This window comes from Streptomyces sp. UNOB3_S3 (assembly GCF_020740895.1).
In the GTDB taxonomy this organism is placed as follows: domain Bacteria; phylum Actinomycetota; class Actinomycetes; order Streptomycetales; family Streptomycetaceae; genus Streptomyces.
Map to the genome: position 1 here is coordinate 1 of NZ_JAILXP010000248.1, position 10,991 is coordinate 10,991.

A 10,991-nucleotide genomic window follows, 5' to 3' on the forward strand; every position below is an offset into this window, starting at 1 on the left:
GGGGAGCACCCCGAGCGGGGGCATCGGGTCGCCGGGCGCGAGGACGGCGACCAGGGGCGCGCCGGCCCGGTCGGCGGGGAGCCGGTACGGCCAGGGGTGCCCGCAGTTGAGCGCCATGACCTCGCCCTCCGGCCGGACCTCCAGCAGGAGTACGGTCGCGAACTCCTCGGGATCCCGGCGGTCCCGGGCGCCGGTGCCGACGGTCCGCTGGTCCCGCTCGCTCAGGTGCCGGTGCAGGGAGCGCTCCAGGCGGCGCAGTACGTCGGGCAGCTCCGCCTCGTCGTGCGCGGCTTCCCGGAAGCTGCCGAGGAGGGCGGCGACGGTGCCGAGAGCGGGCAGTCCGTGCCCGCTGACGTCCCCCATCACGACGCGCACGCCGTACCGGGTGGCGAGCGCCTCGTAGAGGTCGCCGCCGACGAGCGCCCCCTCGTCGGCGGACACATGGCGGCTCGCCAGGGCGATGCCGTCGAGCAGGGGCGGCAGGGGGCGCAGCAGTACGGTCTGCGCGGTGACCGCGACCTCCCGGGCGCGCTCCAGCTCCCGGGCGAGCCGGAGGGTGCGTCCGGAGGTCAGATAGCTGGCCGCGATGACGACGAGGACCGCGCCGCACGTGCCCATCCTGGCGCCGCTCCCGTCGCGCCCGGACGGGCCGAGCGGGACGAGCGCGAGCAGTGCGCACAGGCCGCCGAGCAGGACGCACCGGCGGCGTCCCGTGCCGGCGCAGGCGATCGCGGGTGTGGCGGCGAGGAGTTCGATGAACTGGGTACCGAGGGGGCTGCGGAGTTCCCAGACGACGACCGCGAAGACCCACAACCCTGGCAGTACGAACACGAAACCCCGCCGGAAGCGAGCCGCTCTTGTGCGGATCATGCCGTCGGCCCCCTAGCAGCAAAGACGCGCTAGATTCTCGCGATCGCACGAGCCGGTGCAGAGGCCCGATGCGTCGATTCCACCCGATCGGGGGATACCGGTCCGGGAACCGGTCCGGAAGGGCCGGTACGCGCCAGGGGCGCCCCGGAGAATCCGGGGCGCCCCTGGGCGTGTGGACGACGATGCCCGCCGGTCGTGACCGGGCCCGCCACCGGGCGCTACGCGCCGCGCAGCACCGCGCCCGTGCGCTCGACGGCGGCCTGGACGGCCGCGTCACGCGCGGCGGAGGCCTCGTCGGCGGTCAGGGTGCGGTCGGCGGCGCGGAAGCGCAGCGCGTAGGCCAGCGACTTCCGGCCCTCGCCGAGCTGGGCGCCGGTGAAGACGTCGAACAGGCGCAGCGACTCCAGCAGCTCGCCGGCGCCGTCCCGCAGGGCGGCCTCGACGTCGGCCGCCGGGACCGAGGAGTCGACGACGAGCGCGACGTCCTGGGTGGCGACCGGGAAGGAGGAGACGTGCGGGCCCTGGACGGCGCCGTCGGCGGCCCGCTCCAGCAGATCGAGGTCGATCTCCATGGCGCAGGTGCGCTCCGGCAGGCCGAAGGCCTTGATGACGCGCGGGTGGAGCTCACCGGCGTTGCCGACGGCCACCTCCTGGCCGTCGATCACGACGGAGAACACGGCGCAGCGGCCCGGGTGGTACGGCGCCGACTGGTCCTGACGGATGATCAGCTCGGCACCGGCCTCACGGGCCACGGCGCGACCCGCCTCGACGGCGTCGGCCCAGCCGGCCGGACGGCCCTGGCCCCACCAGCCGGCCCGCTCACGGGCGCCGGCGAGGACGACGGCGGCACGGCGCGGCTGCCGGGGCAGCGCGGCGTTCAGGCCGGCGATCTCCTCGTCGGTGGGACGGCGGTCGACGGGCAGCCGCGCCGGGACGCCCTCGTCGCCGGTCGGCTGGAAGACCAGGCCGGTCTCGAAGAGCGCCAGGTCGTGCTCGCCGCGGCTGTCGTTGCGGCGCAGGGCGGCGAAGAGCCCCGGCAGCATCGTGGTGCGCAGCGCCGGCTCGGCCTCGGAGAGCGGGTTGGCCAGGCGCACGGTGGTGCGGCGCGGGTCGTCGGCCGCCAGGCCCAGGTGGTCCAGGGCCCAGTCCCCGATGAAGGGGTAGTTGAGCACCTCGACGTAGCCGGCCCCGGCCAGGGCCCGGCCGACGCGGCGGTGGAGCCGCTGGCGGTGGGTCAGGCCGCGTCCGGCGGGCGGCGCGGGCAGCGCCGAGGGCACGTTGGCGTAGCCCTCCAGCCGGATGACCTCCTCGGCGAGGTCGTTGGGGTCGGTGAGGTCGGGCCGCCAGCTGGGGACGGTGACGATCAGCTCGTCCTGGCCGTAGACGTCGCAGCCGACCTCCTGGAGGCGGCGGACGACGGTCTCCCGGCCGTACTCGAGACCGGCGACGCGGTCCGGGTGGTCGGCGCGCAGCGAGATGGTGCGCGGCCCGCTGGGGGCGACGACCTCGGTGACGCCGGCCTCGGCGGTGCCGCCCGCGAGCAGCACCAGCAGGTCGACCGTGCGCTGGGCGGCCGCGGAGGCGGCCTGCGGGTCGACGCCGCGCTCGAAGCGCTTGGACGCCTCGCTGGTCAGCTTGTGGCGGCGGGCGGCGCGGGCGATGGCGACCGCGTCGAAGTGGGCGGCCTCGATGACCACGTCGGTCGAGCCCTGGCCCGCGGCGTGGTCGGCGATCTCCGTCTCGGCGCCGCCCATCACACCGGCGAGGCCGATGGGGCCTCGGTTGTCGGCGATGACCAGGTCCTCGGCGTCCAGGACGCGCTTGGTGCCGTCGAGGGTGGTGAGCTTCTCGCCGGGAGCGGCGCGGCGCACGCCGATCGTCCCGTCCAGGCGGGCGCGGTCGTAGGCGTGCAGCGGCTGGCCCAGTTCGAGCATCACGTAGTTGGTGATGTCGACGGTCAGCGAGATCGGGCGCATGCCGGCCTTCTGGAGGCGGCGGCGGAGCCAGATCGGCGACTGGGCCTCGGGGTCGATGCCGGTGACCGTGCGGGCGGTGAAGCGGTCGCAGCCGGCGGGGTCGGCGACGGCGACCGGGTAGCCGTAGCTGTTGGGCGCGGGCACGTCCAGCAGGGCCGGGTCGCGCAGCGGCAGGCCGTAGGCGGTGGCGGCCTCGCGGGCGATGCCGCGCATCGACAGGCAGTAGCCGCGGTCGGGGGTGACGGCGATGTCGAGGACCTCGTCGACGAGCTGGAGCAGCTCGACGGCGTCGGTGCCGACCTCGTGCTCGTTGGAGAGCACGATGATGCCGTGGGTGCCGTCGTCGCCCATGCCCAGCTCGTCGCCGGAGCAGATCATGCCGCGCGAGACCTTGCCGTACGTCTTGCGCTCGGCGATGGCGAAGTCGCCGGGGAGCACGGCGCCGGGCAGCGCGACGACGACCTTGTCGCCGACGGTGAAGTTGCGGGCGCCGCAGACGATCTCCTGCGGTTCGCCGGTGCCGTTGGCGGTGCCGACGTCGACGGTGCAGAAGCGGATGGGCTTGCGGAAGCCCTCCAGCTCCTCGATGGTGAGGACCTTGCCGACGACGAGGGGGCCGGTCAGGTCGGCGCCGAGCTGCTCGACGCGCTCGACCTCCAGGCCGGCGTCGATCAGCTTGGCCTGCACGTCGCGGCCGGTCTGGCCGGCCGGCAGGTCGACGTATTCCCGCAGCCAGGAAAGCGGGGCGCGCATCAGATCTCCATCCCGAACGGCCGGGTGAAGCGCACGTCACCCTCGACCATGTCTCGCATGTCCTCGACGTTGTGGCGGAACATCAGCATCCGCTCGATGCCGAACCCGAAGGCGAAGCCGCTGTACTTCTCCGGGTCGATGCCCGCGGCGGTCAGCACCCGGGGGTTGACCATGCCGCAGCCGCCCAGCTCGATCCAGCCCTCGCTGGAGCAGGTGCGGCACGCCTTGTCGGGGTTGCCCACCGACTCGCCGCGGCAGGCGAAGCACACCATGTCCATCTCGGCGGACGGCTCGGTGAACGGGAAGTACGACGGGCGCAGCCGCGTCCGCATGTCCTCGCCGAACAGCACCCGCACCATGTGGTCCAGGGTGCCCTTGAGGTCCGCCATGGTCAGGCCCTCGTCGATGGCCAGGAGCTCGACCTGGTGGAAGACGGGGGTGTGGGTGGCGTCCAGCTCATCGGTGCGGTAGACGCGGCCCGGGCAGATGACGTAGACCGGGGGCTCGCGGTCGAGCATCGAGCGGATCTGCACCGGGGAGGTGTGGGTGCGCAGCACGACGCCGGAGTCGGCGTCCTTCCTGGCGCCCCGCACGAAGAAGGTGTCCTGCATGGTGCGGGCCGGGTGGTCCGGCGCGATGTTGAGCGCGTCGAAGTTGAACCACTCGGCCTCGACCTCGGGGCCCTCGGCGACCTCGTAGCCCATGGCCACGAAGACGTCCTCGATGCGCTCGCCGATCGTGGTCAGCGGGTGACGGGCGCCGGCGGGCACGCGGTCGTACGGCAGGGTGACGTCCACCGCCTCCTCGACCAGTACACGGGCGTCGCGCTCGGCCTCCAGCTCCGCCTGACGGGCGGCGAGGGCCTTGTTCACGGCACCGCGGGCCATGCCCACGCGCTTGCCGGCCTCCGCCTTGGCCTGCGGCGGCAGGGCGCCGATCTCGCGGTTGGCGAGGGCCAGCGGGGAGCGGTCGCCCATGTGGGCGGCCTTGGCCTCGCGGAGGGCCTCGAGGTCGGCGGCCGCGGCGAAGGCGGCGAGCGCCTCGTCCCGCATCCGCTCGATCTCTTCCGGTTTCAGTGCCTCGACCTCGACAGGGTCGTACGACTTATTGGGTGCCGACATCTCTTCCCGTACTTCCGGTTGGCTTGGCTTGGCTTCGCTCGCGCGGCTTCGCTCGACGACATTGACCAGAGGGGTTGCCAAAGGTGCCAAAGGTCGAGTCTAAGGGGCGCGTGTGGTCGGGTGAGCCCGTGGGGCGCGGCTCAGGCCTGGGTGAGGAAGGCCGGGGCACCCACGGGCAGGGTAAATCGGAACTGGGCGCCGCCGTGGGCGGCCCGCCCCACCGTGATCGTCCCGCCGTGGGCGTCGACGATGCCCTTGACGATGTACAGCCCCAGGCCGGTGCCGCCGCGCTTGCTCCCGCGCCAGAAGCGGGTGAAGACGCGGGCCATCGACTCCTCCGGGATACCGGGGCCCTCATCGCTCACGGTGACCGCCGTCCCCTCCGCGTGGGCCTTCATCAGTGCTGGTGTCACTTCTATGGTGACGACTCCCTCGCCGTGTCGCACGGCGTTTTCCAGGAGGTTGCCCAGCACCTGGTCCACCTTGTCCGGATCCGCCCAGAGCGGGGGCAGCGCGTCGGCGACCTTGATCTCGAACCGCTCGGGCCGCATTCCGGCCCGGGTATAGCTCGCCACGTGCCGGCGGACGGCGGCGGCCATGTCGACCGGCTGCCGGCGCACCTCCAGGCGGCCGGAGTCGATCCGCGAGATGTCCAGCAGCTCGGCGATCAGCCGGGTGACCCGGTCGGCGTCGGCGTCGACCGTCTCCAGCATCAGCCGCTTCTGGTCGTCGGTGAACCGCTCCCACTTGGCCAGCAGCGTGGCCGTGAAGCCCTTGACGGAGGTCAGCGGGGAGCGCAGCTCATGGGCGACGGTGGCGATCAGCTCGGCGTGGCTGCGCTCGGTGCGCCGGCGCGCCTCGGTGCCGCGCAGCTGGACCACCACGCGCACCACCGGCCCGCCCGCCCGGTCCCGGACGTAACGGGCGGAGACCAGCACCTGGCGGCCGCCGGGCAGCAGCAGATTGCGCTCGGGCTGGCCGGTGCGGGTGGCGAGCCCGCCGTAGGGGTCGGTCACGGCCCACCAGCGGCGGCCGTCCAGGTCCTCCAGCGGCAGGGCGCTCTCCAGCTGCCGGCCGAGGGCGTCGCCCGGGCGCACGGCGGTGATCCGGGCCGCGGCGGCGTTGAAGCAGGTGATCCGGCCGGTGGCGTCGGCGACGACCAGCCCGTCGGGCAGGTCGTCGGCGTGGAGGCCGGCGGCCGGTCCCGGGGAGCCCATGGAGGCGGCCGGGCATGTGCCGACCACCGCGCTCCCGGACGTCCTGACGCTCATCGACCCGCACCCCCTCCCGACCCCCGGAGCGCCACCCTACTAGCTGGAGGTCACGGAGCGGCACCCTCCGGACGCGCGCTGCGCACGGGCGGAGGCGTAGAGGCACACCGCGGCGGCGGTGGCGAGGTTGAGGCTCTCGGCCTTTCCATGGATCGGGACGCGCACCACGGCGTCCGCGAGCGCCCGGGTCTCCTCCGGCAGGCCCCAGGCCTCGTTGCCGAAGATCCAGGCGCTGGGCCCGCCCATGCTGCCCTGGTCCAGCTCCTCGTCCAGGTCCTTGTCGCCGGCGCCGTCGGCGGCCAGGATCCGCGCCCCGGCGGCCTTCAGGCCCGCGACGGCCTGCTCGACGGGGACGCCCACGGCCACCGGCAGGTGGAAGAGGGAGCCCACGGAGGCCCGCACCGACTTGGGGTTGTAGAGGTCCACCGAGGCGTCGGTCAGCACGACGGCGTCGGCGCCCGCGGCGTCCGCGCAGCGCAGGACCGTACCGGCGTTGCCGGGGTCGCGGACGTGCGCGAGGACGGCCACCAGCCGGGGGCGGCCGGCCAGGATCTCCTCGAAGGGCGAGTCCAGGAAGCGGCACAGGCCGACGATGCCCTGCGGGGTGACGGTGTCGGACATCTCCGCGATGACCTCGTCCGTCGCGGTGAGCACGGGCACCCCGGCGGCGTGGGCGGCGGCGACGATGTCCGCGTGGCGCTCGGCGGCGTCCGGCGTCACATACACCTCGATGAGGTGCTCGACGGCCTCGCGGACGGACTGCGGGCCCTCCGCGATGAAGCGGCGTTCCTTGCTGCGGAAGCTGCGCTTGGCAAGACGGCGGGCCGCGATGACACGGGGCGATCGCAGGGAGGTCAGCTCGGGGGCCGCCATGGGCTCACTTTCGGTAGCGGAGGTGCGGTGCGTGCGGTGCGGCGGGCGTGTGGTCACGCCACGTGCCGGGGCCCGGACGCGAGCGGACCCGCAGGCCGCGTGGCCTGCGGGTCCGGTCGGTGCCTTGCGGCGCCTGGATCAGGCGGCAGCCTTCGGCGCGTTGACGTCGGCCGGCAGGGCCTTCTGCGCGACCTCGACGAGCGCGGCGAACGCGTTCATGTCGTTGACCGCGAGCTCGGCCAGCATCTTGCGGTCCACCTCGATGTTGGCGGCCTTCAGACCCTGGATGAGGCGGTTGTACGTCATGCCGTTCTGGCGGGCAGCGGCGTTGATGCGCTGGATCCACAGCTGACGGAAGTCGCCCTTGCGCTTCTTGCGGTCGTTGTAGTTGTAGACCAGGGAGTGGGTGACCTGCTCCTTGGCCTTGCGGTACAGACGCGACCGCTGGCCACGGTAGCCGCTGGCCTGCTCGAGGATCGCCCGGCGCTTCTTGTGCGCATTGACTGCGCGCTTGACGCGTGCCACTTGTTAACTCCTTGTAGCGGGGTCGCGGTGGGTTCTCACACGACCCGAAAACGATTGGGTCCCGGTGTGGACATTCGGCGCGGGGCCGAATGTCACATGCCGAGAAGCTTCTTGATCTTCTTGGCGTCGGCCGGGGCCATCTCGGCGTTGCCGGTGAGGCGACGCGTCAGGCGGGACGACTTGTGCTCGAGCAGGTGGCGCTTGCCAGCGCGCTCACGCAGCACCTTGCCGGAGCCGGTGACCTTGAAGCGCTTCTTGGCACCGCTGTGCGACTTGTTCTTCGGCATAGCGCCGTTCTCTCCTCGTCGGTGGCACTCCACGGCCCTGTGAGGGCGCGGTGAAGCGTCAACTGTTGATTGCTGTCCGGAGCGGGGGGCGCTCCGGAGTGAGCACCAGGGCCGCGAGGGCCCCGGGATCACGCCTCTGCGGGCTCCTCGGCGGCGGCGTCCGCGGTGGATCCACCCTGGCGCTCCGCCTTGCGGGCGGCCTGGGCCTCGCGGGCCTCGGCCATCGCCTCGGTCTTCTTCTTGTGCGGACCGAGGACCATGATCATGTTGCGGCCGTCCTGCTTGGGGTTCGACTCGACGAAACCCAGCTCCTGGACATCCTCCGCGAGACGCTGGAGCAGTCGGTAGCCCAGCTCGGGCCGGGACTGCTCACGACCGCGGAACATGATCGTGATCTTGACCTTGTCGCCCTGCTTGAGGAACCGGACGACGTGACCCTTCTTGGTGTCGTAGTCGTGCGGGTCGATCTTCGGCCGGAGCTTCATCTCCTTGATGACCGTGTGCGCCTGGTTCTTGCGCGCCTCACGGGCCTTCATGGCCGACTCGTACTTGAACTTCCCGTAGTCCATGAGCTTGCAGACCGGCGGGCGTGCGTTCGCCGCCACCTCGACCAGGTCGAGGTCGTACTCCTGCGCAAGCTCCAGGGCCTTGGCAAGCGGCACAATGCCTACCTGCTCGCCGCTGGGACCGACAAGTCGCACCTCGGGGACGCGGATCCGGTCGTTGATGCGGGGCTCGGCGCTGATGGGGCCTCCTCGGTAGCACCACGCGACGCCCTTCGGTGGGCCGTCGCGCAACGTCTTTTCGTAAAGACCAACCGCGCCGGTACATGAAAAATGCCCCGACGGGCACAGGCGGGGCTCCATACCGGAACACCGCCACGGCATGCCGCGGGGCGCTATCGGGCAGTTCCATCGTCCGTACGGAACGATGGCTACCGCCTGACCGGAGACCTGCCGACCTGTGATCGGCAAGGTGGGAGAACGGAGCTCCACTTGTGGGCCGGGCACACGGATGCGCTCAGCCGGTCGTTTACCGACGATAGCAGGTGGGGAGCAGACGTGCTAACCGGGCGTACCGGCCGGTGGCGAACCGATCCGGCACCGGGACGTATCGTGTCCGCCATGAGCGACGCGACCCCCACCAGCGGGGAGAACCCCACCCCCGACTTCGACACCATGACCCGCGACATCGCGGACGTCCCCGCCGTCGAGGTGATCACCACGGTCGCGGTGCACCTGATGAGCGCGGCGGCGGTCAACCTCGGCCTCGCCGAGGACGGCGAGCGGCACAAGGACCTCGACGAGGCCCGCAAGCTGATCACCGCGCTCGCCGGGCTGGTCACCGCGAGCGCCACCGAGGTCAGCAACTTCCACGCGGCCCCGCTGCGCGACGGCCTGAAGTCGCTCCAGCTGGCCTTCCGCGAGGCGTCCGTCGTCCCGGACGAGCCGGGCCAGGGGCCCGGTGAGAAGTTCACCGGACCCGTGTACGCGTAGTCGCGCGTAGTCGCGTAGTAAGGACTTCGCCGAGGGCCGGTCAGGCCGGGCCGCCGTAGTGCGGCCGGTCGGGCCGGCCCTCGCCCGTACCCGCCAGCGGCTCGGGCGCCGCGAGCTCGTCCGCGAGGATGGCGACCCCGTGCGGCGGGTGGGTGACCCGGTGGGCGTACGAGGCCAGGGCGCCGCCGATCAGCGGGGCGACGATGAACAGCCACAGCTGGGAGAGGGCCGCGCCGCCCGCGAAGAGCGCCGGGCCGATGCTGCGCGCCGGGTTGACCGAGGTGCCGGTCAGCGGGACGCCGACCAGGTGGACCACCGTCAGGGCCGTGCCGATGGCCAGCCCGCCGAAGCCCATGACGGCGACCCGGTGGGTCACCGCGAGCACCACGAACACCAGCAGGAAGGTCAGCACGACCTCGGCGAGGAACGCGCCGCCGGTGTTGATGTGCACGGCCGAGCGGTCCGCGTAGCCGTTGCTGCCGAAGGTCCCGTCGGTCTTGATCCCGGGGACCTGCTTGGCGATCAGGAAGAGGATCGCCGAGCCGACGATGCCGCCCACCAGCTGGGCGATCCAGTACTCGATCGCCGTGTGGATCGTGATGCGGCGCTCCAGCAGCAGGCCGAGCGTCACCGCCGGGTTGAGGTGGCAGCCCGACACCGGCCCCAGGGCGTACACCAGGGCCAGAAGAGTGAAGCCGAACGCCAGGGCGATGCCGACCACGCCGATGTAGTCGGCCGCGAGGACGACGGAACCCACGGCGAACAGCACCAGCAGCAGGGTTCCGAGGAACTCGGAAGCGGCGGTCCTGGTCTTCACCGGGTCCAGATTGGCCAGGGCCGGCTTCACGTTCTTCAGGGCGTCCATGGCGACCTCCTGAGGATCTCGTGGACCGTCCTGGTGAAATTGTCGGACGGTCTCCCCCGGGGCGCCTGTCGGGATCGCCGCGGCACGGCCGCCGCCGGACGGCGCGGCCGGCAGCGCGGCTAGCGGCTGAAGAGCGGCTCGCCGGGGACGTGCGCCGCCGCCGGCAGCAGGGCGAGGTCCAGGCCCCGCACCAGCCGCTCGCGCAGCACCTCGTCGGCGGCCAGTCCCTCGGCGACCCGGCGCACCACGTCACCGGCCGCCGCCCCCTCGGCGAGGACCAGCGCCAGCGTGCCGTCGGCCTCGCCGGACGGGGTGAGGTGCGCCCGCAGCACCCCGGGCTCGGCCGCGAGGACGGCCCGCAGGGCGCCGGTGACGGCGGGGTCGGCCAGCGGGTCCGCGCTGTCGCGGCCCTCGGCCAGCGCGAGCAGGGCGGGGCCGGTCAGCGGATAGGTCGCGGGCCCGGCCAGGTCCAGCACGATGGTGTCCGCCTTCTCGTGGACGGCGGCCTGGAGCGCCTGGTGCAGCGGCACGGCCACGGGCCGGGCGTCGGCGCGCCAGCGCCGCATCGTCTCCATGGAGGTGAACGCGGGCAGCGCGCGGCGGCCGTCCGGCGCCTGGAGCGTCGGGACGGCCATGTCGCTGGTCTTCTCGCGCTTGAGCCCGTCGGGCCCGGTCTCCACCTCGCCGAGCACGGCCACCACGGGCACGAGCAGCCGGGTGCCCGGCAGGGCGGCCAGCACCCGCCTCTCGGCCTCGGCCGACCGGTCCGCCGCCCAGGCGGCGAGCGCCTCGGTGAGAGCGGGGTCGGCGGAGCCGTCGTCGTCGGAGAACTGGGAGTCCGGGATGTTCTTGAGCGCCACGGCCCGAGCGTATCGGGTGGGGCTTCCGGGCCCGGGGCCCGGGGCTCCGCCCGGGACCCCGGTCACGGGACGGGGCCGGACCGGGGTCCCGGGC

Annotated in this window: 11 protein-coding genes; 1 reads left to right on the forward strand and 10 read right to left on the reverse strand. The window is 72.9% G+C overall.

The genetic code is table 11. The features are described from left to right. The 8 genes from K6I33_RS23995 to infC all read right to left on the reverse strand — a co-directional run. The coding region (locus tag K6I33_RS23995) for a PP2C family protein-serine/threonine phosphatase (protein WP_308297281.1) at positions 1-831 on the reverse strand (831 nt) is incomplete at its 3' end. 257 nt (positions 832-1,088) lie between these two features. Further along, the gene (pheT, locus tag K6I33_RS24000; RefSeq protein WP_229356597.1) at positions 1,089-3,599 is read right to left on the reverse strand and encodes a phenylalanine--tRNA ligase subunit beta; all 2,511 of its coding nucleotides are present in this window, start codon (positions 3,597-3,599) and stop codon (positions 1,089-1,091) included. Continuing rightward, the gene (gene pheS, locus K6I33_RS24005; protein WP_229356598.1) at positions 3,599-4,720 is read right to left on the reverse strand and encodes a phenylalanine--tRNA ligase subunit alpha; all 1,122 of its coding nucleotides are present in this window, start codon (positions 4,718-4,720) and stop codon (positions 3,599-3,601) included. Before pheS ends, pheT begins: the two co-directional genes overlap by 1 nt. A gap of 140 nt (positions 4,721-4,860) precedes the next feature. Next, positions 4,861-5,937, reverse strand: coding sequence for an ATP-binding protein (locus K6I33_RS24010; RefSeq protein WP_229356604.1), 1,077 nt, complete (start codon positions 5,935-5,937; stop codon positions 4,861-4,863). Between the two features lie 93 nt (positions 5,938-6,030). Beyond that, on the reverse strand, positions 6,031-6,864 hold the full coding sequence (locus K6I33_RS24015) for an RNA methyltransferase (protein ID WP_229356599.1): 834 nt from the start codon (positions 6,862-6,864) through the stop codon (positions 6,031-6,033). A gap of 138 nt (positions 6,865-7,002) precedes the next feature. Beyond that, a complete protein-coding gene (rplT, locus tag K6I33_RS24020; protein WP_229356600.1) occupies positions 7,003-7,389 on the reverse strand; it encodes a 50S ribosomal protein L20 in 387 nt (128 codons plus the stop codon). 92 nt (positions 7,390-7,481) lie between these two features. Continuing rightward, a complete protein-coding gene (rpmI, locus tag K6I33_RS24025; protein ID WP_126913401.1) occupies positions 7,482-7,676 on the reverse strand; it encodes a 50S ribosomal protein L35 in 195 nt (64 codons plus the stop codon). A 128-nt stretch (positions 7,677-7,804) separates the two neighbouring features. Beyond that, complete coding sequence (gene infC, locus K6I33_RS24030) at positions 7,805-8,473, reverse strand: translation initiation factor IF-3 (RefSeq protein ID WP_229356601.1); 669 nt, start codon at positions 8,471-8,473, stop codon at positions 7,805-7,807. A gap of 327 nt (positions 8,474-8,800) precedes the next feature. Between infC and K6I33_RS24035 the strand changes: the two genes are divergently transcribed. Next, entirely contained in the window at positions 8,801-9,172 is a 372-nt protein-coding gene (locus tag K6I33_RS24035; protein WP_126913404.1) for a DUF1844 domain-containing protein, read from the forward strand. A 40-nt stretch (positions 9,173-9,212) separates the two neighbouring features. Here the strand turns inward: K6I33_RS24035 and K6I33_RS24040 are convergent, their stop codons facing one another. Both K6I33_RS24040 and K6I33_RS24045 read right to left on the reverse strand, forming a co-directional pair. Continuing rightward, positions 9,213-10,037 (reverse strand): MIP family channel protein, encoded by an 825-nt coding sequence (locus K6I33_RS24040; protein ID WP_229356602.1) that lies wholly within the window; start codon positions 10,035-10,037, stop codon positions 9,213-9,215. Between the two features lie 119 nt (positions 10,038-10,156). Continuing rightward, positions 10,157-10,897 (reverse strand): SseB family protein, encoded by a 741-nt coding sequence (locus K6I33_RS24045; RefSeq protein WP_229356603.1) that lies wholly within the window; start codon positions 10,895-10,897, stop codon positions 10,157-10,159. Between the last annotated feature and the right edge of the window lie 94 nt (positions 10,898-10,991).